Consider the following 26,083-nt stretch of genomic DNA (forward strand, 5'->3'; position numbering starts at 1 on the left):
ACAGGTTTTACACCCATGAGCGCCAACGCCCATCCCAAACTGCTGTGCGTCGTCGGGGCCCGCCCCAATTTCATGAAGATCGCACCCCTCATTGCGGCCTTCCGTAACGGTCCCCAGCCGATCGAGGCCACCCTGGTGCACACCGGCCAGCATTACGACGCCGCCATGAAGAGCGCCTTCTTCGACCAGCTCGGTATCCCCGAGCCGGACATCGATCTGGAAGTCGGTTCCGGCAGTCACAGCCAGCAGACTGCCCGAGATCATGCGTCGTTTCGAACCGGTGCTGGAGGCCGAGGCGCCCGCTGCCGTGCTGGTGGTCGGCGATGTGAATTCCACCATTGCCTGCGCCCTGGTCGCGGCCAAGCAGGGCGTGGCGGTGATCCATGTCGAGGCCGGGCTGCGCAGCTACGACCGCGGCATGCCGGAGGAGATCAACCGGGTGCTGACCGACCAGCTCTCCGACCTGCTGTTCCTGACCGAAGCCAGCGCCCGTGACAACCTGCTGCGCGAAGGCATCGCGGAGGAGCGTATCCATTTCGTCGGTAATGTCATGATCGATACCCTGCTGGGGCATCTGTCCCGGGCGGTGCCGGCCGGGCAGACCCTGGCCGGCGTGGGACGCGAGGCCTTTCTGCAGGACGAGCGCGGCTATGCCGTGCTGACCCTGCACCGGCCGTCCAATGTCGACGACCCGGCGGTGTTCAAACGCCTGCTGGGCGTGCTGCGCGAAATCAGTGCGCGCACACCCGTCGTCTTTCCCATGCATCCGCGTACCCGCGCCCGGGCCCGCGACATGGGCCTGATGGAGCTGCTCGACAGCCCCGATATCCTGATCCTGGAACCGCTGGGCTACCTGGAACTGCTCGGCCTCATGGCGAAGGCCCGCCTGGTACTGACCGACTCCGGTGGCCTGCAGGAGGAGACCACCGCCCTGGGCGTGCCCTGCATCACCCTGCGCGAGAACACCGAACGGCCCATCACCGTCAGCCAGGGCACCAACACCATCGTCGGCACCGACGCCGCGCGCATCCGCGCGGCGGTGGAGGAGACACTGGCCGGCGGTGGCAAGCGCGGCCGGGTGCCCGAACTGTGGGACGGGCAGGCCGCGCAGCGCATCAAGCAGGTCATCCTCGACTGGTACGCGCGCAACGGGGGCGCCAGGGCTGTCTCATGAATACGGAACGCCCCGCCTGTACCAACGCCATGACCGTGGACGTGGAGGACTATTTCCAGGTCTCGGCCTTCGAACCCTTCATCCGCCGCAGCGACTGGGAGCGGCTGCCGCGCCGGGTCGAGCGCAACACCGCGCGCATCCTGGATCTGTTCGGCGAGGCCGATGTGCGAGCCACCTTCTTCACCCTGGGCTGGGTGGCCGAACGCCATCCCCAACTGATCCGGCGCATGGTGGCCGAGGGCCACGAGGTGGCCAGCCACGGCTTCGAGCACACCCGGGTGACCAACCAGGACCCGGAGGCGTTCCGCGCCGACGTGCGCCGGACCAGGGCGCTGCTGGAGGACATCGCCGGCGTGCCGGTGACCGGCTACCGTGCCGCCAGCTATTCCATCGGCCGGGACAACCTGTGGGCACTGGAGGTGCTGCGCGAGGAGGGCTATCGCTACAGCTCCAGCATCTATCCCATCAATCATGATCTGTACGGCATGCCCGAAGCTCCGCGCTTCGCCTTCCGGGTCAACGGCAGCGACTTCGTCGAGGTGCCGGTGACCACCCTGCGTGTGGGCACGCGCAACCTGCCCTGCGGCGGCGGCGGCTATTTCCGGCTGCTGCCCTACCGGGTCTCGCGCTGGGCCATGCGCCGGGTCAACCAGAGCGACAGCCAGCCGTGCGTGTTCTACTTCCATCCCTGGGAGATCGACCCCGACCAGCCGCGCCAGCCGGGGCCTCAATGCCCGCACCCGTTTCCGCCATTATCTCAACCTGCGGCGCATGGAGGCGCGGCTGCAGCGGCTGCTGCGGGACTTCGCCTGGCAGCGCATGGACGAGACCTTCACCCCGGCAGAGAGGTTTCCGGCATGGAACGCGCCGTGAGCGACAGCGTGCAGATACGCGAGCTTGACGAGGCCGGCGCCGGGCGCTGGGATGCCTTCGTGCAGCAGTGTCCCGAGGCGACCTTCTTCCACCGCGCCGGCTGGAAGCGCGTCATCGAGCGTACCTACGGCCACCCCATGATCTATCTGTATGCCGAGCGCGATGGCGACATCCAGGGCGTGCTGCCGCTGGGCCAGCTGAAGAGCCTGCTGTTCGGAAACTCCCTGGTCAGTACCCCCTTCTGCGTCTATGGTGGGGTGGCCGCCGAGGACGAGGCCGTGCGTCAGGCCCTGATCACGGCCGCGGTCGAGCGGGCGGAAAACCTCAGGGTCGATTTCCTGGAGTTGCGGCACCCGCGCGCGACCTGCACCGACTGGCCGACCAAGGACCTGTACGTCACCTTCCGCAAGCCGCTGGACCCGGATCCGGAGGTGAATCTGCAGGCGATCCCGCGCAAGCAGCGGGCCATGGTGCGCAAGGGCATCCAGGCCGGCCTGGTCAGCGAGATCGATGCCGGCGTGGAGCGGCTCTACGACGCCTATTCCGAGAGCGTGCGCAACCTGGGTACGCCGGTTTTCCCCCGCGCCTTCTTTGAACACCTCAAGCGGGAATTCGGCGACGACTGCGAGATACTGACCGTACTCAAGGACGGCGAGACCGTGGCCGCCGTGATGAGTTTCTATTTCCGCGACCAGGTGCTGCCCTATTACGGTGGCGGCAAGGCCAGCGCCCGCCAGCTCAAGGGCAACGACTTCATGTACTGGGAGCTGATGCGCAGGAGCTGTGAGCGCGGCGTGCGTCTGTTCGACTTCGGCCGCAGCAAGCAGGGCACCGGCTCCTACAGCTTCAAGAAGAACTGGGGCTTCGAGCCCGAGCCGCTGTACTATGAATACCATCTGGTCCGGGCCACGGACCTGCCCAACATCAGCCCGACCAACCCCAAATACAAGCTGTTCATCGAACTGTGGTCGAAGCTGCCGCTGGGGCTGAGTCGCTCGCTCGGGCCCTATCTCGCCAAGTACCTGGGATAGTACGCTCATGGAACGGATTCTCTATCTCGCCCACCGCATTCCCTATCCCCCGAACAAGGGGGACAAGATCCGGTCCTATCATGTATTGCGCTACCTGGCCGAGCGCTACCAGGTCTACCTGGGCGCCTTCGTCGATGACCCGCGCGACTGGCGCCATGCCGAGACCCTGCAGCGCTGGTGCCGCCAGTGCCGGCTGCTGCCGCTGTCGCCGCGCCGGTCGCGGCTGCGCAGTCTGCAGGGACTGATCACCGGCGCTCCCCTGACGCTGCCCTATTACCGGGACGCACGCATGGCCGACTGGGTGCGCCGCTGCGTGACGGAGCAGGGCATCGATACCGCCTTCGTGTTCTCCTCCTCCATGGCCCAGTACCTGGACGCCGATGAGTTCGCCGGACTGCGCCGGGTGATCGATTTCGTGGACGTGGACTCGGACAAGTGGGAACAGTACGGCCGTACCCAGCGCTGGCCCATGAGCTGGGTCTACCGGCGCGAGGGACGCCGGCTGGACCGCTACGAGCGCCGCATCGCGCAGCACTTCGACGCCAGCATGTTCGTCTCCGCCGAGGAGGCGGCCCTGTTCGCCGAACGGGTGCCTGCGGCGTGCAACATCGGCTATTACGACAACGGTGTGGACTGGGCCTATTTCACCCCGCGGCCGGAATCCGACAGCCCCTATGAACCCGGCGCCCGGGTACTGGTGTTCACCGGCGCCATGGATTACTGGGCCAACGCCGATGCGGTGAGCTGGTTCGCCGGCGATATCCTTCCGGCCGTGCGCGAGCAGGTGCCGGATGCCCTGTTCGCCATCGTCGGCGCGCGGCCGACCGAGGCGGTGAAACGACTGGAGCGCCTGCCCGGCGTGCGGGTGACCGGCGCGGTGGAGGATATCCGGCCCTATCTCGAACATGCCCATGCCGCGGTCGCGCCGCTGCGCATCGCCCGCGGGGTGCAGAACAAGGTGCTCGAGGCCATGGCCATGGCCCGGCCGGTGATCGCCAGCCCCCAGGCGCTGGACGGCATCGACTACCCCGTGGGCGAGGATCTGCAGCGGGCCGAAACCGATGAGCAGTTCGCGGCCGCGGCGGTGGCGTTGCTGCGCGAGCGCCGGTCGGCAACGGCGGCGCGGGACTGGATCAGGCGTCGCTACGACTGGAACATCAATCTGTCGCGCCTGCAGGCGATGCTGGACCCGGAGGCTGCGCACGCCGGGGACCGGCCGGTGCCCGGCGCTGCGGCAGGGATATGATGAATCAGTCGGCGAACGTGCAGGCGCAGGAGACGGGCGTGCAGCAGCACCTGCTGCTGTTCGTGGTTGCGCTGCTGTCGCTGCTGGCCTTCTATCACCAGACCCTGACCGGGATGATCGACATCTGGTCGCGGTCCGAGACCTTCGCCCACGGTTTTCTGATCTTCCCCATCGTCCTGTTCCTGATCTGGCGCCGGCGCGAACACCTGGCTCGCACCCCGGTCCGTCCCGACTGGCGCGCCCTGTGGTTGCTGCCCGGGCCGGGGCTGGTGTGGCTGCTGGCCGAGGTGGCCGATGTCGCCGTACTCATGCAGCTCGGCTTCATCGCCATGATCCCGCTGACCGTCTGGGCATTGCTGGGCACGGCCGTGGTGCGCCAGATCGCCTTTCCCCTGTTCTTCCTGATTTTCGCCGTGCCCATGGGCGAGGGGCTGATTCCGCCGCTGATGGATTTCACCGCGGTGTTCACGGTCAGCCTGATCAAGCTCAGCGGCATCCCGGTCTACGTCGAGGGGACCTACTTCAGCCTGCCCAGCGGCAACTGGTCGGTGGTCGAGGGCTGCAGCGGGATTCGCTACCTGATCGCCTCCGTGACCATGGGTACGCTGTACGCCTATCTGACTTACAACAGTCTTTCACGGCGGATCCTGTTCATCCTTTTCGCCATCGCCTTGCCCATCGTCGCCAACGGGCTGCGCGCCTACATGATCGTGATGATCGCCCACCTGAGTGACATGCAGCTGGCCCTGGGCGTGGATCATTTCATCTATGGCTGGGTATTCTTCGGCATCGTGATGCTGCTGATGTTCTGGATCGGCAGCTACTGGCGCGAAGAGCCCGAACCCGTGCAGGTTCCGGCGGGGTTCAGGGACGAAGCGTCAGCGACGTCTCCGCGTTATGGCCTGTTTGCCCTGCTCATCCTGCTTCTGGCCGCCTGGCCGGTGGCCGCGCAGCTGCTGGAGCGGGATATCGACCCGGAGCGGGACTCCATCGCCCTGACGCTGCCGACAACGCCCGGAGACTGGCGTGCGGCCGATGCCTTCACCGACTGGCGGCCCGATTACAAGGGTGCGGATGCCGAGACGCTGGCCTTCTATGCCCGCGGCGATGCCCGGGTGGGGGTGTATCTGGCCTACTATGCCCGGCCCCGGGAGGGTGCGGAACTGATCAACTCGCAGAACGTCATGATCATCCAGAAGCATCCTGTCTGGCACCAGGTCGGCGAGGCCCGGATCCGGGTCGAGGGCGAACCCGGCTATCTGGTTCAGACTCGGCTCAAGTCCGTCGACCAGCGGCTGTTGATCCACGACTGGTACTGGATTGGCGGCCGGCATACGGCCAATCCCTATTTCGGTAAGCTGCTGGAGGCCTGGGAACGCCTGCGCGGCAACGGCTGGCCCTCGGTGGGCATCGTATTGTTTGCCGAGAGCGGGGAGGGCGATGCGGACGCGGTCCTGGAGCAGGCGAGGCGCGAACTGCTGCCGCTGCTGGAGCAGCGCATCGAGCAGACCTGGCAGCATTCGCGGGAGAGCGGCGGATGAGCCGGGCGGACCCGCCGTCCGCGCCTTTCAATGTCCTGCATGTTGTCTATCACTTCGGTGTGGGCGGGTTGGAGAACGGCCTGGTCAATCTGATCAACCGGCTGCCGCGCGAACGCTTCCGGCATCGTATCGTCAGCCTGACCGATTACACCGACTTCAGCCGTCGCATCGAGCGTGAGGATATCGAAATCCATGCCCTGCACAAGCGCCCCGGGCATGACTGGCGCATGTACGTGCAGCTCTACCGTCTGTTCCGGCGGCTGCGGCCGGACATCGTGCACACACGCAACCTGGCGGCGATGGAGGCCCAGCTGCCGGCCTGGCTGGCCGGCGTGCCCTGCCGTATCCACGGGGAACACGGCCGTGACGTGCTGGATGTCGACGGTACCAATCGCAAGTACATCCTGCAGCGGCGGCTGCTCAGGCCCTTCATTCATCACTTCATCGCCCTGTCGCGTGATCTGGAAGGCTATCTGCGACACCGCATCGACGTGCAACCGCATCGGCTCAGCCGTATCATCAACGGGGTGGACGTCGAGCGTTTCCGTCCGGACACTGCCGGGGCCCGCACCCGGCTGCCGGCGGGGTTCGCCGCGGCGGACAGCATCGTCATCGGTACGGTCGGGCGGCTGGCCGCAATCAAGGACCAGCTGAGCCTGGTCCGGGCCTTTGTCCGCCTGCGCGAGCTGGCACCCGCAACCGCCGGTCGTCTGCGCCTGGTGCTGATCGGCGAGGGCTCGGAGCGCACGCGGCTCGAACAGGAGCTGACGGCGGCCGGCCTCATGCCGCAGGCCTGGCTGGCCGGGGCCCGCGACGACGTGGCGGAACTGCTGCCGGCGCTGGACCTGTTCGTGTTGCCCTCCCTGGCCGAGGGCATCTCCAACACCCTGATGGAGGCCATGGCCTGCGGCCTGCCGGTGATCGCCACCGATGTGGGCGGCAACGGCGAGTTGGTGCTCGATGGCGAGACCGGCGCCCTGGTGCCGCGCGGCGATGCCGAGGCGCTGGCGCAGGCGTTGAAGCCTTATGTGCAGGATGCCGCCAGGCGAGAGAGTCACGGCGCTGCCGCGCGCCGGCGCGCCGAGACCGAATTCAGTCTCGAGCGGATGGTGGGTCGCTACCAGAGTCTGTACAAGCTGTGTATGGAGATGCGCTCGCGGTCAGCGTGATGATGAATTACATGGCTTCAAAGGCTGTATACGGTAGTAAATGGAGTAAATTGCGGTTGTCATAACCGCTATCGTCATCCCCGCGCAGGCGGGGATCCAGATGCCGCGCGGCTGCTGGATTCCCGCCTGCGCGGGAATGACGGAAATCGGCCTGGAGGTGGGGTCAGTCCGAAGGGCGTAACCCGACACCGGATTAGTGCTAGATGAATTGGGAGTTTCCGTGGATTTGGTGGATTTCGTGGCGATTTTTTCAGGACCAGCAGCATGTGCGGCATAGTCGGTATTTTCGATACCAGGGGAACGATGTCCATCGACGAGGGCCTGCTATCGCGCATGAACGAGCGGCAGTTCCATCGCGGCCCTGACGAGGGCGGGATGCATGTCGAGCCCGGCATCGGCCTGGCCCACCGGCGGCTGTCCATCATCGACCTGTCCGGCGGCCACCAGCCGCTGTTCAACGAGGACGGCAGCGTGGCCGTGGTCTACAACGGCGAAATCTACAATTTCCACGAACTGACCGACGAGCTGATAAAGGCCGGACACCGGTTCAGGACCCGCTGCGACACCGAGGTCATCGTGCATGCCTGGGAGCAGTGGGGCGAAGCCTGTGTGGAACGCTTCCGCGGCATGTTCGCCTTCGCCATCTGGGACCGCAATCGCCAGACCCTGTTCCTGGCCCGCGACCGGCTGGGGATCAAACCGCTGCATTATGCGCAGCTTCCGGACGGCCGGCTGCTGTTCGCCTCCGAGATCAAATCCCTGCTGTGCGATCCGGTGCTGCCGCGCGAGATCGACCCCTGTGCAGTGGAGGACTATTTCGCCTTCGGCTATATCCCCGACCCGCGCAGCATCTTCAGACATGTGCACAAGCTGCCGCCGGCGCACTGCCTGACGCTGAAGCGCGGCGAGCCCCTGCCGGCGCCGCGCGCCTACTGGGACGTGCCTTTTGCCGACAACGGCCTGCGTGACGAGGATCAGGTCAGGCGCGAACTGATCGAGCGCCTGCGCGAGGCGGTCAACATCCGGCTGGTCTCGGAAGTGCCGCTGGGCGCCTTTCTCTCCGGCGGGGTGGATTCCAGTGCCGTGGTCGCGCTCATGGCCGGCCTGTCCGAGGATCCGGTCAATACCTGTTCCATCTCCTTCGGCGATCCGGCCTTCAATGAAAGCGAATACGCCGCCCGGGTCGCGCAGCAGTATCACACCAACCACCAGGTCGGGGAGGTCAACCCGGACGACTTCGATCTCATCGACCGCCTGGCCACGCTCTATGACGAACCCTATGCCGACAGCTCCGCCATGCCCACCTACCGGGTGTGCGAGCTGGCGAAACGGCGGGTGACGGTGGCGTTGTCCGGCGATGGCGGCGATGAGAACTTCGCCGGCTACCGCCGCTACCGCTGGCACATGGACGAGGAGCGCTTCCGCGGCCTGGTGCCGGGCTGGCTGCGCGGTCCGCTGTTCGGCGCCGCCGGGCGCCTGTATCCCAAGCTGGACTGGGCGCCGCGCTATCTGCGCGCCAAATCCACCTTCCAGGCGCTTGCGCGCGACAGCCTGGAAGGCTATTTCCACAACTTCTCCATCCTGCCGGATGCCCTGCGCCACCAGCTCTACAGCGCCGACCTGAACCGGGAACTGGCCGGCTATCGCGGTATCGAGGTGTTCCGGCGGCATCTGGAAAACGCCCCGGACCATCCGCTCTCGCGGGTTCAGTACCTCGACCTGAAAACCTACCTCGCCGGCGACATCCTCACCAAGGTGGACCGGGCCAGCATGGCCCACAGCCTGGAGGTGCGGGTACCGGTGCTGGATCACAAATTCGTGGAGTGGGTCTCGGGCCTGCCGCCGCAGATGAAGCTGCACAAGCGCGAGGGCAAACTGATCTTCAAACGGGCCATGGAACGCTACCTCCCCGAGGATATTCTGTACCGGAAGAAGATGGGCTTCGCCGTGCCGCTGGCGGCCTGGTTCCGCGGGCCACTGCGGGAGAAGGTCCGGCACAGCCTGCTCGGCCCGGACCTGCTGGACACCGGCCTGTTCAACCCGGATTTCATCCGCCGGCTGGTCGACCAGCATCAGTCGGGTCAGCGCGATCACAGCGCTGTGATCTGGTCGCTGCTGATGTATGCCTCCTTCCAGCGCCAGATTATGAACGCATGAAGCTGCCATGAAGATACTGCACGTCCTGGATCATTCCATTCCGCTGCACAGCGGTTATACCTTCCGCACCCGGGCCATCCTGACCCAGCAGCATCGACGCGGCTGGGAGACGGCGCATCTGACCAGCCCCAAGCACAACGCGCCGGCCGGGGTCGACGGCGGGGAGGAGGATAGCGACGGGTTGCATTTCTACCGCAGCCGCACGCCGACGGGGCTGCTCGCGCGCATTACGCCGCTGGACCAGTGGGCGGTGGTGCAGGCGACCCTGGCGCGGCTGCGCGAGGTGATACCAAGCGAACGGCCCGATATCCTGCACGCCCATTCGCCGGCCCTGAACGGCCTGGCTGCACTGCGCGCCGGGCGCGAGTTCGGCCTGCCGGTGGTCTACGAGATCCGCGCCTTCTGGGAGGATGCCGCGGTGGATCACGGCACCAGCCGCGAGGGCGATCTGCGTTACCGCCTGACCCGGCGGCTGGAGACCCACGTGGTGCGCCGGGCCGACGCCGTGACCACCATCTGCGAGGGGCTGCGCAACGACCTATTTGCCCGCGGCGTCGCGGCCGGAAAAATCACCGTCATTCCCAATGCCGTGGATATCGAACGCTTCGAGTTCGACCTGCCGCGGGACGCGGAACTGGCCGCCGAACTCGGCCTGGAAAACAAAATCGTGCTGGGGTTCATCGGCTCCTTCTATGCTTATGAAGGCCTGGCGCTGCTGCTGGAGGCGCTGCCCGGGCTGCTCCGGGTGCGCTCCGATATCCGCCTGCTGCTGGTCGGGGGCGGGCCGCAGGCAGAGCGGCTCCGGGCGCGTGCAGCGGAACTTGGTATCGATCAGCAGGTGGTTTTCGTCGGCCGGGTGCCGCACGACCAGGTGCATCACTACTATGGCCTGGTGGACGCCTTCGTCTACCCGCGCCTGCCCATGCGCCTGACCGAGCTGGTTACGCCGCTCAAGCCGCTGGAGGCCATGGCCCAGGGCAAGCTGGTGGTGGCCTCGGACGTGGGCGGGCACCGCGAGCTGATCGAGGACGGCGTGACCGGGCAGCTGTTCCGCGCCGGGGATCCGCAGGCCCTGACCGGGGCCGTGCTGGCGCTGCTGGATGACCGCGGCAACTGGCCGCAGCGGCGTGCCGCCGGACGTCGTTTCGTCGAGCAGGAACGTAACTGGGCGGCCAGCGTGGCCCGCTATCAGACCGTGTATGAACGCCTGCTGCAGGGAGCGGCTGAATGACGGCGGCACCGCGGCTGCTGGTGTTCACCACCCTGTTCCCGCATCCCGGCCAGCCCGGCGCCGGGCTGTTCATCCGCGAGCGCATGTTCCGGGTGGCCGCGCATTGTCCGCTGACCGTGGTCGCGCCCGTGCCCTGGTTTCCGCTGCAGGGCCTGATCCGGCGCTTCCGGCCGCATTACCGCCCGCCGGCGCCTTGCCATGAGGTCCAGCAGGGCATCGAGGTCCATCATCCGCGCTTTCTGGCCCTGCCCGGCATCGGCCGGCGGTTCGACGGCCTGATGCTGGCCCTGGGCAGCCGGCGGCTGCTCCGGCGCCTGGACCGGCAGGGCCGGGTGGGGCTGATCGACGCCCACTTCGGTTACCCAGACGGTTATGCCGCCGTGCGTCTGGGCCGTTGGTTGAACCGGCCCGTGACCCTGACCCTGCGCGGCACCGAGCCGCGCCACAGCCGCACGCCCGGCCTGCGCGCCCGACTGCTGCGGGCTCTGCGGGGTGCGGACCATATCATCAGTGTGTCGGAGTCCCTGCGCCAGGTGGCGATAGGGCTGGGGATCGCACCGGAGCGGATCACGGTAGTGGGCAACGGCGTGGATGCGGCAAAATTCCAGCCCGTGGACCGGGCGCGGGCGCGCCGGGACCTGGGCCTGCCGGCGCAGGCGCAGGTGCTGGTGACCGTGGGCGGGCTGTGCGAGCGCAAGGGTTTTCACCGGGTGATCGAACAGCTCCCGCAACTGTGCGAGCGCTTCCCCGATCTGCACTATCTGGTGGTGGGCGGGCCGAGCGCGGAGGGTGACTGGACGGACCGGCTCAAGTCACAGGCGGCGGAACTGGGACTGGAGGCACGGGTGCATTTCCTCGGCAGTCTGCCGCCGGAGCGGCTCAAGGGCGTGCTCAGCGCCGCCGATGTGTTCGTGCTGGCCACCCGCAACGAGGGCTGGGCCAACGTGATCCTCGAGGCCATGGCCTGCGGCCTGCCGGTGGTGGCCACCGACGTGGGCGGCAATGCCGAAGTGGTCAGCGCGCCGGAGCTGGGCAGCATCGTGCCCTTCGGCGACGGCGAGGCGCTGCGCGCAGCACTCACGGCGGCGCTGGCCCGCGCGTGGGACCGCCAGGCCATCATCGATTACGCCCGCGCCAACAGCTGGGATACACGGGTCGCGGCGCTGCTCGGGATCTATGCGCGGGTGCTGGGGAAGGCATCCTGAAGGCAGTGCTTCAACGGACTTCAATGGAAGGTATGGGACAACATACAAAAGTGCACCATTACCGTGAACGCCTGCAGCAGGAGGCCTGGCTGCGGCTGAAACGGCTGGCACAGCACGCCTGGTACGGCCCGCGCCGGCAGGGGCCGGCCGCCGTGGCCTTCATCGCCGGCGTGCAGCGCTCCGGCACCAATATGCTGATGGACGTGCTGGAGCAGAGCCTGCTGACCGATGTCTATCACGAGCGCGATGCCCGCGCCTTCGACAACTACAGCATGCGCGATATCGACACCATTGCGGCCCTGCACCGGCGCTGCCGCGCGCCGTATTTCATCATCAAGTCGCTGTGCGAGCTGCAGCGGCTGCCGCAGCTGCGCCAGCGCTTTCCCGGGGCGCGCATCGTCTGGATCGTGCGTCACTACGACGACGTGGTCAATTCCATGCTGGTCTCCTTCCGTAACCACGCCAGCCAGATCCGGCGCCTGGCGCAGGACAGGCTCGCCGTCGACTGGCGCGGCGAGGGCATGTCGGATGCCACCCAGGCCCTGCTTCAACGCTTCGCGGGTCCGGAACTCAGTGATGCCAGCGGTGCCGCCCTGATGTGGTATCTGCGCAATGTGCTGTTCTTCGAACAGGGTTTCGACCGGGACGAGGCGGTGCTGCTGGTCAGCTACGAGCGGCTGGTGGCCGCGCCGCAGGCGGAGTTCGCCCGTATCTTCGCCTTTCTCGGGCTGCCGTACCGGCACTGGCACAGCCGCCGGGTGGTGGCCAGTTCGGTCGGCCGGCGCCAGCCGCCGGCGATCGAGCCTTCAGTGCGGGCGGAATGCGACGCGCTGCTGGGCCGTTTCCAGGCGCTACTGCCGGCCGGAGGGAGGATATGAGCGGCGCCTATACCCGACTGGTCTCCGGCCTGTTGTTTCCCTTGCAGGAGCGGTTCAAGGGCCACAGCACGGTGGCCGTGCGCCGGGCGTTGGAGGCCTCGCAGTGGTGGCCGGCTGAACAATTGGCCGAGTACCGGCTGGAGCGGCTGCGCGCGCTGCTGCAGCATGCCGGCCGCCAGGTGCCCTATTACCGGAGGCTGTTCGCCGAACACGGCTTCGATCCCGCGGCGGTGACCGATGTCGCCGATCTGCAGGCGCTGCCGCTGCTGACCAAGGCCGCTATCCGTGCCAACCTGGAGGAGCTCAAGGCAAAGGGTGCGCAGGGCCTGAACCGGTTCAATACCGGCGGGTCCAGCGGCGAACCTTTGATCTTTTATATCGGTACCGAACGGGTCAGCCACGATGTGGCCGCCAAGTGGCGCGCCACCCGCTGGTGGGACGTGGATATCGGGGATCGGGAGATCGTCATGTGGGGTTCGCCCATCGAACTGGGGGCGCAGGACCGCCTCCGGCGGCTGCGCGATGGGCTCATGCGTACCCGCTTGCTGGCGGCCTTCGAGATGTCACCGGAGAAGGTGAATGGCTTCATCGAGGCGATCCGGCGTTTTCGTCCGCGCATGCTGTTCGGCTACCCTTCCGCCTTTGCCCATATCGCCCGCCAGGCCGAGACGCAGGGCATGCGTCTGGATGATCTCGACATCCGGGTCGCCTTCGTGACCTCCGAGCGGCTGTATGAGGATCAGCGTCGTCTGATCGAGCGGGTGTTCGGCTGCCCGGTGGCCAACGGTTACGGTGGCCGCGATGCCGGCTTCATCGCCCACGAATGTCCCGCGGGCGGGATGCATATCACCGCCGAGGACATCATCGTCGAGACGGTGGATGCAGCCGGCGCGCCGGTCCCGCCGGGTACGGCGGGCGAGGTTGTGGTCACGCATCTGGCCACGCGGGACTTTCCCTTCATCCGCTACCGCACCGGCGACGTCGCCGTGCTCGGCAGCAATGGCTGCAGCTGCGGCCGCGGGCTGCCGCTGCTGGAAGAGATCCAGGGGCGTACCACCGATTTCATCGTCGCCCGTGACGGTACCGTGATGCACGGGCTGGCGCTCATCTACGAGGTACGCGACCGGCCCGGGGTGCAGGCCTTCAAGATCGTGCAGGAATCGCTGGACCTGACCCGGGTGCTGCTGGTCACCGATGCCGGCTTTGATCCAGCCGCGATTGATCAGATCCGGACTGCTTTCGGGCAGCGACTCGGTAAGGGAGTGGAGATCCGGGTGGAGCAGGTCGACAGCATCCTGCCCGAGCGCAGTGGCAAGTACCGCTATGTGGTCAGCCACGTCGATCCGCATCAGGGAGGTAATCCGTAAATGCCGATTCGCGATATCGTCGTGACCCTGGCCGTCCTGGCCCTGCTGCCGCTGATCCTGCGTCGGCCCTGGATCGGCATCCTGGCCTGGTCCTGGATCGGCTACATGAATCCGCACCGCCTGGCCTACGGCTTCGCCCGCGAGGCGCCCTTCGCCATGCTGATCGGCGCCACTACCCTGGTGGCCATGCTGTTCATGAAGGAGAAGATACGATTTCCCTGGAGCCGGGAAACGATCGTACTGCTGCTGTTCGTGCTGTGGATGTGCCTGACCACCGTGTTTTCACTGCAACAGGAGTATTCCCTGCTGCAGCTGGAAAAGGTGGTCAAGATCCAGGTCATGACCTTTATCACCATGATCCTGATGCTGTATCGCGAGCGCCTGAACCTGCTGGTCTGGGTGATCGTGCTGTCGCTGGGTTTCTACGGCGTGAAGGGTGGCATCTTCACCCTGATGACCGGCGGAGGCTATCACGTCATGGGACCGCTGGGCTCGTTCATCGGCGGCAACAACGAACTGGGTCTGGCCCTGATCATGATCCTGCCGCTGATGCGTTACCTGCAGCTGCAGCGGGAACGGAAATGGCAGCGCAATCTGTTCACCCTGGCCATGGCGCTGACCGTAATCGCCATCCTGGGCACCCAGTCGCGCGGCGCCCTGGTCGGGCTGGCGGTCATGGCGGTGGTGCTGATCGTCAAGAGCCGCCGGCGCTTCACCCTGCTGCTGCTGGCGGCCCTGATGGTGCCGGTGGCGTTGACGGTCATGCCCGAGAGCTGGTTCGAGCGCATGCACACCATCCAGGAATACGAGGAGGACCAGTCCGCCCAGGGCCGCATCAACGCCTGGCACTTCGCCGTCAATCTGGCCCAGGACCGGCCGCTGGTCGGCGGCGGCTTCGAGGCCTTCCATTGGCGCAATTTCCGCCACTATGCGCCTGATCCGAATGATGTGAAGGATGCGCACAGCATCTATTTCGAGGTGCTGGGCGAGCACGGCTTCGCCGGGCTGTTCATCTATCTGTTGCTGGGCTTCTTCGCCTGGCGATCGGCGACCTGGGTCATCCGCAACACCCGTGAGCGCGAAGACCTGCTCTGGGCGCGGGATCTGGCGGCGATGATTCAGGTCAGTCTTGCGGGTTACGCCAGTGCCGGCGCCTTCCTGGGGCTGGCCTATTTCGATCTCTACTATCACCTGATTGCGATGGTCGTCATCCTCAGGTTCCTGGTCCGGCAGCAGCTGCAGGCAGCAGCCGAAGCAGATTCAGGGGCTGCAGCCCCGGCTGTTTCCGGCCGCGCCGCCCGGCCTTAGGGCCTGTCAACAGGCCCTAGTCCAGGTGACCGGGGTTGCGGAGTTCCCGTTCCTCGACCGGCGGCGGCGTCCACTGATACAGCCAGGTCTCGGTCAGGGGTTTGCCGTCCTTTTCCAGGTGGACCTGCAGGTCGATGGGGGTCCGGCTGTCATCCGGCGGCACCAGGTCGAACCTGGCCCGATACCCGCCGATATGGTGCTGCGGGCGTAACGAGGTGATTTCCACCCGCCCGGCGGAGGCGCTGATTACCGGCTTGATCCCGGGATCCGCACCCAGCATCGGGAAGCGTCCGCCCTTGAAGTCGATCACGAAGCGCTTGCTGTAGTATTCACGCTTCTTTCCCACCACTCCGCCGAGCCCGGTGAAGGTATCGACTACCTGCGCCAGCTCGCTGGCGGCCGGGGGCCTGGCGCCCCAGTGGAGGCGGTAGCTGTAGAGCAGCTCCTGGCCGGGCTCGACCGGCTCGGCCGGGTTCCAGAAGGCGACGATGTTGTCGAAGGTCTCGTCCTCGGCGGGGATCTCCACCAGCTGGACCGCGCCTTCGCCCCAGTCATTGGTGGGTTCGACCCACAGGCTGGGACGCCTGTCGTAAAAAACGCCGTCGTCCTGATAATGATCGAAATCACGATCACGTTGAATCAGTCCAAAACCTTTCGGATTGTTATCCATGTGTGAATTGAAGCGCAGTTCGGTCGGATTGACCAGCGGCCGCCATATCCACTCGTTGTTTCCCGTCAGCATGGACAGGCCGTCGGAGTCATGGATCTCGGGTCGCCAGTCCCAGTTGGCACGGCGGCTGTTCTCACCGACCATGTACATGCTGGTCAGGGGCGCGATGCCGAGTCTCTCGATCGGCTTTCTGGGGTATATCGCTGCACTCACGTCCATTGTCGTAGTGCTGCCCGGCCGGATATCGAACCGGAACGCACCGGTCGCGCTGGGCGAATCGAGCAGGGCATAGACGGTGGTGATGTCGCTGCCGGCCGCAGGCCGCTGCAGCCAGAAATGGGTGAATATCGGGAATTCCTCCGGACGATCAAGCGCGGTATCGATCGCCAGCCCACGGGCGGACAGGCCGTACTGCATCTCGCCGCCCACCGCCCGGAAGTAGCTGGCACCCAGAAAGGCCACTACATCGCGTTTCCAGTCGGTATGGTATTTGAGTCGGAGGCCGGCAAAACCCAGGTCGCGGGGCAGTTGCGCCCCTTTTATGCCTGATTCTCCATAGTTGAACAGTTCGGGGCTGTAGCTGATTTCCTCCGCCGTGCCGTCCACCAGTTCATGGACAGTCACCGGATGCCTGAAATTCAGCCCCAGATGAAAGAACTCGGCCCGCAGCAACGATTCCTCATTGTTCCACAAGGCATGGTCGTGATCGAAGACAAGTTGCTGATACTCGTCCCAGTTAAGCTGCTTCAGTGATTCGGGCAGCTCTCCTTCATGATCCACATATTCCCGTGCGGCGAGCTCGCGGGCGTGACCCTTGAGCGAGGCGTAATTGAAATCCTGGATCTCTTCCAGGCCGGAGCTGTTGTTGTCGGCTGCACACGACGGTCCTGCAGTGAGCGCCAGGCAGGCGCCGATGAGCATGCTGCGCAGTAATGAAACGGGATGAGGGGGTTGTTCCATGCTTACCTCGATGCTGACAGACCTGTGAATTTCTGCCCATGGCCCGGTTGCCGCATGGCATTGACATGCGGCCGGCATGATCGCGGAATCGGGACTGTAAGATGAACGATTATGGATTTCTGAGATGTAGATAACAGAATTTATCTCGACGGCCGAGGAGGCGCCTCACGGTATTGCATGATGCGTGCGGATATCTTCGCCCACTGGGGGCTGTTCACTCAGTCCTGCCGCCGCCACTTGCGGCGAAACCTCTCAATCTGTTCCGAAGTATAAAAATGCCGCATGTAGTCGGAATCGTACATGCGTTCGATGTAATCATCCGGCAACCGGATGCGTGACAGCATCTCGCGGTAGGCGGTACCGGCGCGCTCATCCCTGCTGCTGATATGTGTGTGCACCGGCTGCTCGGGTGCCGGTCGGTCGAAGAAGGCCTCGAGTCCGGTCCGGAATACCTCGTCGAAGCGTTCCAGCTGAAAGATCAGCACATGTATGTTGTCGCAGTGCAGGATCTGATAGCCCTGCGCCGGATTGAAGGGTTCGGAGTAGACATCCAGGCCGAAGTTGGCATTGAGTTCGTCTCGGATCCAGTCGGTGTGGGCATCGTGGTTGAACTCCCGGAAGAAGATTTCCAGTGCCTGTTCAATGCTTATCCGGCCCTGTTCGTAGCGGCGGAAAAAATCCCTTATATGAAAACGCTCGATATCGAGGATGAAGTTGGACAGGTTGCGCCCGATGGGTTCGCGCACGGTGGAGACGATATACCACTGGCGGGCATCGCGCCGTCGGGTGACGGCCCTACTCAGCAGGCGCGCCACCCGCAGGTGGCGCTGCCACACGAACCACTGTACCTTCCGTCTGCGTTCGATGTTGCTGGCGAGGTTGGCGGGGTTGAGGTAGTGGGTGTGATAGATGGGCCAGGGCAGTTGCATGGCACGCAGGGTGTTGACCAGGGTCATCGATCCGACCCGGCCCATCTGGTGCACGAGCAGCAGCGGGCTGTCGCTGCCGAGTTCGCGGCGCAGGCCGGCGAGCAGGCGCCGGGTGTTCATCTCGGAGCGCAATGAGTAGAGCAGAGGCTTGAGCATGGCTCAGGCGTGTTCCTGCAGCCAGAGTTCCAGCATCATGATGACCCAGATCATCACGCCGTAATAGGCGGAATGGCCATCACGGTGCGCGTCGGTCAGTTGATCCAGGTAAGCCGGGTTCAGGTAGCCGCGTTGGCGGAACCCGGCCAGAGAGTCGTAGGCCAGCTCGCGCAGCTGTTTGTCCTCGGACATCCAGATGCCGAAGGGCAGACCGAAACCATGTTTGCTCTTTTCCAGTGTCGCGTCCGGGAGGAAATCCTTCAGTGAACGTTTGTAGAAGGAACGCAGTTCCAGGCCGCGCATCAACAGCCGGTCGGGGATGCCGGTACTGAATTCCATCAGTTCCTGGTCCAGCATGGGATAGCGTACCTCCAGGCCGGCAAGCTGGCAGGTATGGCTGACCTTGCGCAGGTCGTTGTCGGCCAGGGTGATCTTCCAGTCCAGCTGCAGCATGCTCTTGAGCATGGAGTCCGAGTCGGCGCGCTGGTAGGCTTCGCGGATGTTGCGGATCGGGTCGTCCGGATCTATGCCCTCCAGAAAGTCGGCGGCGAAAATCTCCTGCAGCGGTGTCCGATGCAGAAAGTTGTAGCTCTCCATGCGCTCGGGCATAGGCAGTCGGGCCTGCTCCACATAGCTGCGTAACTTGCGCAGCGGTGGAATTCCCTGAGGCAGGTGCAGCGCCAGCGGCTCGATCAGGGATCGTTGCAGGAGGCGGGGCAGGGCGTCATAGACTGCGAACACCTTCTGCTTTGCGTAACGGGCATTGCCGGCGAACAGTTCATCCCCGCCGTCGCCGGCAAGCAGACAGCGTATCCCCTGGTCACGGGCAAAACGGGCGCAATAGTAGGCGCCGATGGCGGAGGCATTGCCGAACGGCTCGTCGTAGGCACGAGCCAGCAGGGGCAGGGCGCTGGCGACATCCCCGGGCGTGACGTAATAAGTATTGAGCTGGGCTCCGAAATGTTCGGCACTGGTGCGGGCAAAGGGGGTTTCGTCATAGCCTTCGGCCTCGAAGCCGATGGAATAGGCCTGGACCGGGCTGTCCGTCAGGCCGGCATAGACGCCGGTCACGGTGCTGCTGTCCAGTCCGCCGCTGAGAAAGGCGCCGGTGGGGGCAAGGTCCGGATCCAGGCAGCGCTCGACGGCATTGTGCAGATGCGTCTTCAGCTCCGCCGCCAGCATGGCCTCCGGATCGTGGCGGTCCCGGTACTCGGGCCGCCAGTAAAAACCGGCATCGAAACGGTCCGCCTCGATCAGCACGTACTGGGCGGCCAGGAGCTTGGAGGTGTGGCGGTAGATGGTTCCGGGGCTTGGCACCATGTGGAAATACAGATAGTCGAACAGCGCCTGGGGATTGATGTCGGCGATGAAATCCGGGTGGCGGCGCAGGCTGTTGAGGGAACTCCCGAAGACCACACCATCGGCGGTGATCTGGTAGGCCAGGGGGTATACGCCCAACCGGTCGGTGGCCAGCAGGACAGTGGCACGGGCAGGGTCGATGATCGCGAGTGAAAAGTGGCCGTGTACCTGCTCCAGGCAGGCCGGGCCGCGTTCCAGAAATGCATCTGCCAGCCGTTCGGCCAGCACCCGCAGCTCAAGTGTATCCCGCTGCCAGCGGGGCTGACCGGCCAGGGCGATGAGTAGTCCCCGGCTTTCCAGCACCTGTCCGGACGGACCCGCCGTGGCGCAGAAGGCCGGTTCCCGGACGCAGCGGTTCACAGGCGTCAGCGGGCAGGCCGAGAGCATGGCCTCGGCCGCTTCCGTGGGCTGGGCCCGGCCGGCAGTGAAGCCGATCCATCCGCACAGGTTGGTCATTCCGGAACAGGTCCTTATCAGGTATTGTTGTCGTTGCTGCGGGCGTTGTATCAGGCCGTGGGCCGGTTGCGGTATGATCCCGGAACCGCTGTCAAATGTCCACTTTCCGCAGCCGTTGCCCGCATGGGTTTTTTTGTTATTTCAATGTGCTAAAGTCGATCGGCGGGAATTGCATAAACTTTAAAGGGCCTTGCATGCACTGGTTGAAACGCTTGCGGATCCTCGTTGCCACGACCCTGCTGTTGCCGGCCGGGGCCGGCGCCATCGGATCCTTCAATCCCTCGGCGGCAGAACTGAGCCTGCTGCCGCCCTACTGCGGTCCGCGGGCCCAGCGCTGGGGCAATGACCTCGACCGTCCCGAGGTCCAGCGCTGGCGTTCCGTGTTCGGCAGTGACTATTTCCACATGCACCACTATTGCCAGGGCATGCTGCTGCTGCTGCGGGGTGATCGTCAACCCCTGGATTCGCGAGAGGCGACAGGCGAGTACGAAGCGGCCCTGAACAACCTGGAGTACATGGAAAGTCGTGCCTCGTCCGGCTTCGTCCTGATGCCGGAGCTGTATCTGAAAAAGGGGCGGGTGCTGCTGCGTCTCAACCGTGATCACAAGGCTCTGCAGGCCTTCCGTCAGGCCATTGAACTCAAACGCGACTACGTACCCGCCTATGCCGCGCTCAGCGATTTTTATCTGGACCGCGGCAAGCCGGAGCCGGCGCGCAAGGTGTTGCAGCAAGGCCTGGAAATCGTCCCGGACGCCGGTATCCTGCAGCGCCGGCTGGCTGAAATATCGCGGGATCAGGGTAACGAGGCCACACAGGCGGAGGAGGGGACGCCGGCTGCATCAGAGCCTGCAGCCACTGAGCCGCCGGCCGCGCCGGATGGGAATGCGGCGGAGTAGACCGCGCTTTCCAGTGCGCAGGATTCACGTATGAAGCAGGCTCGGGACAAGGCCGTGTTGGTCATCAGCGAACTTTTCCTGCCGACCAAGGGCGGCACCGCGGTCTGGTTCGACGAGGTCTACCGGCGACTGGGCGGGAAGAATATCCATATCCTCACCGCCCGCGTGCCCGGCGGTGAATCGCATGACGTGAATCATCCCAACAGTATTCACCGCGTCAATCTGAGCCGACACTGGTGGCTGCGGCCGGAATCCCTGGCCATGTATGCCGGGCTGCTGTGGCGCGCCTTCATGATCACCCTGCGCCGGCCGGTGGCGACACTGCATGCCGGCCGGGTTCTGCCCGAGGGGATGGTGGCCCTGCTGATCGGTCGCCTGTTCGGCAGACCGGTGGTGATCTATGCCCACGGCGAAGAGATCACCACCTGGAACACGCCGCTCAAGCAGCGCGTACTGCGCTTTGTCTACCGCCAGGCCGATACCGTGGTGGCCAACAGCCGTTTCACCCGGGACCTGCTGCTGGTCCGGGGCGTGGCGGAGGAACGGATCCGGTTGATTTACCCCGGCGTGGATACCCGGCGGTTCCGTCCCGGGCTGGAGATCGGGGATCTGCGCCGGGACATCGGTGCCGAGGGTGCCAAACTGATCCTGTCGGTGGGCCGGCTGACCCGGCGCAAGGGTTTCGACCAGATCATCCAGGCGCTGCCGGCGCTGCTGGAGCGCGGTGTCGAGGTGCACTATGCCCTGATCGGCATCGGTGAGGACGAGGATTATCTGCGCCGGCTGGCAGCGGAACAGGGAGTGAGCGAGCGGGTGCACCTGCTCGGGCATGTGAGCCCGGAGGACCTGCCGCGCTGGTACAACGCGGCGGATGTGTTCGCCATGCCCAACCGCGAGATCGGCGGCGACACCGAGGGCTTCGGCATGGTCTTCATCGAGGCCGCGGCCTGCGGTACGCCGGCCATCGCCGGCCAGGCGGGCGGCACCGGCTCGGCGGTGCTGGACGATGAAACCGGGCTGCGCATCGAGGGCGCCGACCTCAACCAGGTCATCGAGGCGCTTTACCGCATCCTCGGTGACGAGGCGCTGGCCCGGCGCCTGAGTCGCAATGCGCTGGAGCGGGTGCAGCGCGAGTTCGCCTGGGAGGCGGTGGCGGAGAAGACCCGGCCGTTGTTGTGAAGGTCAAGAGCGCCACGGAATACACGCGCAGCAGAATACCAATGGCCACGGAAAACACGGAAAGCACGGAAAATATGTTTGCAAAAAACTGAAGAGGATCCGCCTGACTCAAGGCTCGTCATTCCGGCGCAGGCCGGAATCCATTGACCACAGGAGTTTCTGGATTCCGGCTTGCGCCGGAATGACGGGGAATCTCAAATATTGCCCCCCGACTTGGTATCAACCCTGTCCGTGCTTTCCGTGTATTCCGTGGCGCTCTTGATCTTGATCCTGTTCAGATCAATCCGCGAACTCCAACCGCATCTCGTATTCCTTCACCGCGTTGGCCGCACACGCCTCGTCGATGTCGCCGCCCGGGGCGCCGCTCACACCCACTGCGCCGATCAGGCTGCCGCCGGAGCGGATCTCGACCCCGCCGCGCATCATGATCAGGCCATCGATGTGATTGAGTTCGCGTGCGATGTCGCCGCGGTTCTCGATCAGGGTGCCGGTATCCACCGCGCCCATGATGACGGCATTGGCCTTCTCCTCGGAGATCTGCAGGGTGAAGCGCGGGGCCAGGTCGTCGCGCAGGGCGGCGCGCAGGTTGCCGTTGCGGTCGACCACCACGGCGCTGACCTGGTAGCCCTTCTCGCGGCATTCCATGACCGCCGTATTGGCGATGTCGCGGGCCAGGTCCAGGCCGATGTTCTTCTGGGTGAGCATGTCCTCGGCGCCGGCCGTGGCCGTCATGCCGAGTCCGAGCAGCAGGGCCGCGCCTGCGGATTTCAGTGGTTTCATATCGACCTCCTTTATTGAGGTGGTAACTCCATGCGTGTCGGGTTACGCTGCGCTAACCCGACCTACAGGGTTATAACTTCACATTACATTGCTTTCTTCCGTGCTTTCCGTGTATTCCGTGGCGCTCTTGATCTGAGTCTGATCAGGCCGTGGCGGAGGCGTCCTGGCGGGCGGCCCTGGCCTGGCTTTTCATCATTTCAAACAGGGCATAGACGCCGATGTGGCGATTGGGGGAGAGCTGCTCGTCGAGCTGGAGCTTTTCGAAGATCTCGTCCATGTCGAGCTGGTTGATCTCTTCGGCACTGCGGCCGCTGGTGAGCTGGATCAGCAGGGCCAGCACGCCCTTGATGACGGCGGTGTCGCAGTCACCGTGGAAATTGATCCTTCCGGGCTGGTCGGGGTCGGGATAGGCGTGGATGTGCACGGTGCTCATGCAGCCCTTGACCCGGTTGTCCTCGGTCTTGAGCTCCGCGGGCATGGGCGGCAGCTGCTCGCCCAGCTCGATCAGGTACTGATAGCGCTGGTCCCAGTCACCCAGCAGCTCGAAGGTGTCGACGAATTCCTGTAGGTCGGTCATGCCTGCCCCGTGTTACGGCTCGCTGTGGATGGTCTTCAGACGCTGAAGGATTCGCCGCAGCCGCAGCTGTCCTTGACGTTGGGGTTGTTGAACTCGAAGCCCTCGTTCAGGGCGTTCTGGCGGACATAGTCGAGCTCCATGCCGTCAAGCATCGGCATGCTGTTGCTGTCGATGACCACCTTGACGCCGTGGCATTCGAAGACCTGGTCGTCGTCGGTTACCTCGTCGGCGTAATCGACCACATAGGCAAAACCGCTGCAGCCACTCTTGCGGGTGCCCAGGCGCAGACCGATGCCTTCGCCGCGCTTTTCCAGCATGGTGCGCACGCGCTGTGCGGCCGCTTCGGTGAGCTGTATGGACATGGTTTCCTCCTGTCGGATCTGTTGTGCTGAACCTGGGATCAGAGCATGCCCAGTTCAAGCCGGGCCTCGTCACTCATGCGGTCCATGGTCCAGGGCGGATCCCAGACCAGTTCCACATTGACCTCGTTGACCTCTTCCAGCCGCCTGACCGCATTTGCCACCATCCCCGGCATGCTGCCGGCGACCGGGCAGGCCGGTGCGGTCAGGGTCATGTCGATGTCGACCTTGCCGCTGGCCTCGTGGATCACGATTTTGTAGATCAGGCCGAGATCGTAGAGATTGACCGGGATTTCCGGGTCATAGACGGTGCGCAAGGCGGCGATGACGCGCTCTTCCAGGGTGTCGCCCTCGACCTCCAGGGGCGTGTCCCCGTCCGGGCCGCCGTTGCCGGCCTGGTCGAGTTCCTCTTTGTCGATGAAACGGGCGATGCGTTCAAACATGGCCTTGTCTCCGTGTTTCCGTATGATTAGTGACTCGCGGCGGTGTCGATGGCGACATCTGCCAGTCGGGTCTGCAGTTTCTGGTCCACCCGCTCGATGAAGGCGGGTATGGTGCAGCTCTCCAGCACCGCGTCGGCGAAGCCCAGGCACAGCATCTTGCGCGCGGTATCCGCATTGATGCCGCGTGTGCGCAGGTAGAACAGCTGCATGGGATCGAGCTGGCCGACGGTGGTGCCGTGGCTGCACTTGACGTCGTCGGCGAAGATCTCCAGCTGCGGCTTGGTATCGACCTCGGCACCGCGTGACAGCAGCAGGGTGTCGTTGGACAGATGCGCCTCGGTCTGCTGCGCATCCCTGACCACCCCGGATGCGGCCGTCGAGTACGGCCTTGCCCTTGCCGGCCAGGATGCCCTTGAACTTCTGCTCACTGTTGCAGCGGGGCACGGGGTGACGCACGTCCAGATGGATGTCGGTGAGCTGACCGTCGCCGGCGAAGTAGAAACCGGCCAGGTCGCAGTTGGCCTCTTCGCCGCTGAAGGCGGTGTGGTATTCGGTCCGCGCCCAGGTGCCGCCGAGACTGGCTACCATGCCACGATAGCGGCTGCGCCCGGCCTGGGCCAGGTGGATCACGCTCATGTGATAGGCCTGGGCGGCCTCGTCCTGCAGCCGGTCGTGTTCCAGCTCCGCGTCCTCGCCGAGGATGATCTCGGTCAGGCCGTTGTTGAAGTAGGGCGCGTCGGTGGTGCTGGCGTACTGCTCCACCAGGCGTGCACGCGCGCCCTGGTCCAGCACGATCAGGTTGCGCGGCGTCATCACGCTGGGCTCGTCCAGGCCCACCGACAGATACAGCACCTCGATGGGCTGTTCCACGGAGACGCCGGCCGGTATATGCAGGCACATGCCGTCGTTGAGCAGGGCCGTGTTCAGGGCTTCGAAGGTTTCCAGGTCAGCATCGATGATGGCCTGACCCAGCCACTGATTGACGAATTCGCTGTCGCTGTCGATGGCATCGCGCAGGCTGATCAGGCTGACCGAAGGATCCAGGTCGGCGGTCATCGACAGATGCGGGACCAGCCGGCCGTTGGCGAAGACCAGCCGTGCGGCCGGCTGCTCGACCAGCAGCAGATCCTCGATGTCGGAATCGGTCAGGGCCTCGAAGGCCTCGTCGCGGTAGCGGAAGGGCTGTTCCAGCACCTGGCCGATGTTGCTGTAGCGCCACTCCTCGGCCTTGCGCGTGGGGAAACCCTGCTCGGTGAAGCGGGCAGCTGCGGCCTGGCGGCGCGCATCCAGCCACGGCTGGCCGGCGCCGGGCAGCGACGACCGTGCGGCATCGATCAGCTCGCGGTAATGTTCGACGGGCTTGAGGGCCTCGCTCATGCCGCGGCCTCCTCGAGGACCCAGTTGTAGCCCTTCTCTTCCAGTTCCAGGGCCAGCGACTTGTCACCGCTGCGGATGATTCTGCCGTTGGCCAGCACGTGGACGAAATCGGGTTCGATGTAGTCGAGCAGGCGCTGGTAGTGAGTGACCAGGATCATGCCGCGCTCGGGGCTGCGCAGGGCGTTCACGCCGTCGGCAACGACGCGCAGGGCGTCGATGTCCAGGCCCGAGTCGGTCTCGTCCAGAATCGCAAGTTTCGGTTCCAGCACGGCCATCTGCAGGATCTCGTTGCGCTTCTTCTCGCCGCCGGAGAAGCCGGCGTTGACCGAGCGCTTGAGCAGGTCGGGCTTCATAGCCACGATCTTGAGCTTCTCCTGCATCAGCTTCATGAAATGCACCGCGTCCAGTGCTGGCTCGCCGCGCTCGGCGCGGATGGCGTTGAGCGCCTCGCGCAGGAATACCATGTTGTTCACGCCCGGCAGCTCGACCGGGTACTGCATGGCCAGGAACAGGCCCTTGCGGGCGCGCTCCTCGACTTCCAGATCGAGCAGGTCCTGACCTTCGTACTTGATCTCGCCGCCGGTGACTTCGTAACCCTCGCGGCCGGACAGCACATGGGCCAGGGTGCTCTTGCCGGAGCCGTTGGGCCCCATGATGGCGTGCACCTCGCCGGCCTTGACCTCCAGGTTCAGGCCCTTGAGGATGGGCTGGCCGTCGACGTCGACCGTGAGATCCTTGATGGAAAGCATATTGTAAATCCTC

General features: G+C 65.0%; 21 protein-coding genes and 3 pseudogenes. 14 read left to right on the top strand and 10 right to left on the bottom strand.

Going from position 1 to position 26,083, the window contains the following annotated elements:
• Nucleotides 1–15 precede the first annotated feature (15 nt).
• The 12 genes and pseudogenes from wecB to D6C00_RS13465 all read left to right on the top strand — a co-directional run bounded on the left by wecB (nt 16) and on the right by D6C00_RS13465 (nt 15,180).
• A pseudogene (gene wecB, locus D6C00_RS13405) lies at nt 16–1,174 on the top strand (non-hydrolyzing UDP-N-acetylglucosamine 2-epimerase).
• Nucleotides 1,171–2,047, top strand: a pseudogene (locus D6C00_RS13410) (XrtA system polysaccharide deacetylase). The pseudogenes wecB and D6C00_RS13410 overlap by 4 nt, the downstream one beginning before the upstream one ends.
• Nucleotides 2,032–3,078, top strand: a complete 1,047-nt coding sequence (locus D6C00_RS13415) for a FemAB family XrtA/PEP-CTERM system-associated protein (RefSeq protein WP_125182167.1) — start codon at nt 2,032–2,034, stop codon at nt 3,076–3,078. Before D6C00_RS13410 ends, D6C00_RS13415 begins: the two are co-directional and overlap by 16 nt.
• Nucleotides 3,079–3,085: 7 nt before the next feature.
• On the top strand, nt 3,086–4,324 hold the full coding sequence (locus D6C00_RS13420; RefSeq protein ID WP_125182168.1) for a TIGR03087 family PEP-CTERM/XrtA system glycosyltransferase: 1,239 nt from the start codon (nt 3,086–3,088) through the stop codon (nt 4,322–4,324).
• Entirely contained in the window at nt 4,324–5,865 is a 1,542-nt protein-coding gene (xrtA, locus tag D6C00_RS13425) for an exosortase A (RefSeq protein ID WP_158675429.1), read from the top strand. Before D6C00_RS13420 ends, xrtA begins: the two co-directional genes overlap by 1 nt.
• A complete protein-coding gene (locus tag D6C00_RS13430) occupies nt 5,862–7,034 on the top strand; it encodes a TIGR03088 family PEP-CTERM/XrtA system glycosyltransferase (protein WP_125182170.1) in 1,173 nt (390 codons plus the stop codon). The genes xrtA and D6C00_RS13430 overlap by 4 nt, the downstream gene beginning before the upstream one ends.
• A 264-nt stretch (nt 7,035–7,298) precedes the next feature.
• A complete protein-coding gene (locus D6C00_RS13440; RefSeq protein WP_125182172.1) occupies nt 7,299–9,191 on the top strand; it encodes an XrtA/PEP-CTERM system amidotransferase in 1,893 nt (630 codons plus the stop codon).
• A 7-nt stretch (nt 9,192–9,198) separates the two neighbouring features.
• Nucleotides 9,199–10,422, top strand: coding sequence for a TIGR04063 family PEP-CTERM/XrtA system glycosyltransferase (locus tag D6C00_RS13445; RefSeq protein WP_125182173.1), 1,224 nt, complete (start codon nt 9,199–9,201; stop codon nt 10,420–10,422).
• The gene (locus tag D6C00_RS13450; RefSeq protein ID WP_125182174.1) at nt 10,419–11,627 is read left to right on the top strand and encodes a glycosyltransferase; all 1,209 of its coding nucleotides are present in this window, start codon (nt 10,419–10,421) and stop codon (nt 11,625–11,627) included. Before D6C00_RS13445 ends, D6C00_RS13450 begins: the two co-directional genes overlap by 4 nt.
• Nucleotides 11,628–11,677: 50 nt before the next feature.
• A complete protein-coding gene (locus D6C00_RS13455; RefSeq protein WP_241546877.1) occupies nt 11,678–12,505 on the top strand; it encodes a sulfotransferase family protein in 828 nt (275 codons plus the stop codon).
• Nucleotides 12,502–13,872 (top strand): phenylacetate--CoA ligase family protein, encoded by a 1,371-nt coding sequence (locus D6C00_RS13460; RefSeq protein ID WP_125182176.1) that lies wholly within the window; start codon nt 12,502–12,504, stop codon nt 13,870–13,872. The genes D6C00_RS13455 and D6C00_RS13460 overlap by 4 nt, the downstream gene beginning before the upstream one ends.
• The gene (locus tag D6C00_RS13465; RefSeq protein WP_125182177.1) at nt 13,873–15,180 is read left to right on the top strand and encodes a putative O-glycosylation ligase, exosortase A system-associated; all 1,308 of its coding nucleotides are present in this window, start codon (nt 13,873–13,875) and stop codon (nt 15,178–15,180) included.
• A 16-nt stretch (nt 15,181–15,196) separates the two neighbouring features.
• On the opposite strand, the gene D6C00_RS13470 is transcribed toward D6C00_RS13465, so the two are convergent.
• The 3 genes from D6C00_RS13470 to D6C00_RS13480 form a co-directional block, all read right to left on the bottom strand.
• Entirely contained in the window at nt 15,197–16,810 is a 1,614-nt protein-coding gene (locus D6C00_RS13470; RefSeq protein WP_125182178.1) for a glucan biosynthesis protein, read from the bottom strand.
• A 218-nt stretch (nt 16,811–17,028) separates the two neighbouring features.
• Nucleotides 17,029–17,895 carry a putative capsular polysaccharide synthesis family protein gene (locus tag D6C00_RS13475; protein WP_125182179.1) on the bottom strand — a complete coding sequence of 289 codons (867 nt, stop codon included), beginning with the start codon at nt 17,893–17,895 and terminating at the stop codon, nt 17,029–17,031.
• Between the two features lie 3 nt (nt 17,896–17,898).
• Nucleotides 17,899–19,710: an asparagine synthetase B family protein gene (locus tag D6C00_RS13480; protein ID WP_125182180.1), complete on the bottom strand. Its 1,812-nt coding sequence runs from the start codon at nt 19,708–19,710 to the stop codon at nt 17,899–17,901.
• Nucleotides 19,711–19,904: 194 nt separating this feature from the next.
• On the opposite strand from D6C00_RS13480, the gene D6C00_RS13485 reads away from it, so the two are divergent.
• Both D6C00_RS13485 and D6C00_RS13490 read left to right on the top strand, forming a co-directional pair.
• The gene (locus D6C00_RS13485) at nt 19,905–20,606 is read left to right on the top strand and encodes a tetratricopeptide repeat protein (RefSeq protein ID WP_158675430.1); all 702 of its coding nucleotides are present in this window, start codon (nt 19,905–19,907) and stop codon (nt 20,604–20,606) included.
• Between the two features lie 30 nt (nt 20,607–20,636).
• Nucleotides 20,637–21,785, top strand: a complete 1,149-nt coding sequence (locus D6C00_RS13490) for a glycosyltransferase family 4 protein (protein ID WP_125182182.1) — start codon at nt 20,637–20,639, stop codon at nt 21,783–21,785.
• A gap of 279 nt (nt 21,786–22,064) precedes the next feature.
• On the opposite strand, the gene D6C00_RS13495 is transcribed toward D6C00_RS13490, so the two are convergent.
• From D6C00_RS13495 to sufC, 7 genes and pseudogenes are all read right to left on the bottom strand, one after another.
• Nucleotides 22,065–22,565 (bottom strand): GlcG/HbpS family heme-binding protein, encoded by a 501-nt coding sequence (locus tag D6C00_RS13495; protein ID WP_125182183.1) that lies wholly within the window; start codon nt 22,563–22,565, stop codon nt 22,065–22,067.
• A gap of 142 nt (nt 22,566–22,707) precedes the next feature.
• Nucleotides 22,708–23,142, bottom strand: coding sequence for a SufE family protein (locus D6C00_RS13500; protein ID WP_125182184.1), 435 nt, complete (start codon nt 23,140–23,142; stop codon nt 22,708–22,710).
• 35 nt (nt 23,143–23,177) lie between these two features.
• Nucleotides 23,178–23,504: an iron-sulfur cluster assembly protein IscA gene (gene iscA, locus D6C00_RS13505; protein ID WP_125182185.1), complete on the bottom strand. Its 327-nt coding sequence runs from the start codon at nt 23,502–23,504 to the stop codon at nt 23,178–23,180.
• 38 nt (nt 23,505–23,542) lie between these two features.
• Nucleotides 23,543–23,944, bottom strand: coding sequence for an SUF system Fe-S cluster assembly protein (locus D6C00_RS16790; protein ID WP_399361271.1), 402 nt, complete (start codon nt 23,942–23,944; stop codon nt 23,543–23,545).
• Nucleotides 23,945–23,970: 26 nt separating this feature from the next.
• Nucleotides 23,971–24,372: a SufD family Fe-S cluster assembly protein gene (locus D6C00_RS16795; RefSeq protein WP_399361274.1), complete on the bottom strand. Its 402-nt coding sequence runs from the start codon at nt 24,370–24,372 to the stop codon at nt 23,971–23,973.
• A pseudogene (locus D6C00_RS16800) lies at nt 24,302–25,321 on the bottom strand (SufB/SufD family protein); the annotation flags it as partial. The gene D6C00_RS16795 and the pseudogene D6C00_RS16800, both read right to left, overlap by 71 nt.
• Nucleotides 25,318–26,070: a Fe-S cluster assembly ATPase SufC gene (sufC, locus tag D6C00_RS13515; RefSeq protein WP_125182187.1), complete on the bottom strand. Its 753-nt coding sequence runs from the start codon at nt 26,068–26,070 to the stop codon at nt 25,318–25,320. The gene sufC and the pseudogene D6C00_RS16800, both read right to left, overlap by 4 nt.
• Nucleotides 26,071–26,083: the final 13 nt, after the last annotated feature.

This window comes from Thiohalobacter thiocyanaticus (assembly GCF_003932505.1).
Classification (GTDB): domain Bacteria; phylum Pseudomonadota; class Gammaproteobacteria; order Thiohalobacterales; family Thiohalobacteraceae; genus Thiohalobacter; species Thiohalobacter thiocyanaticus.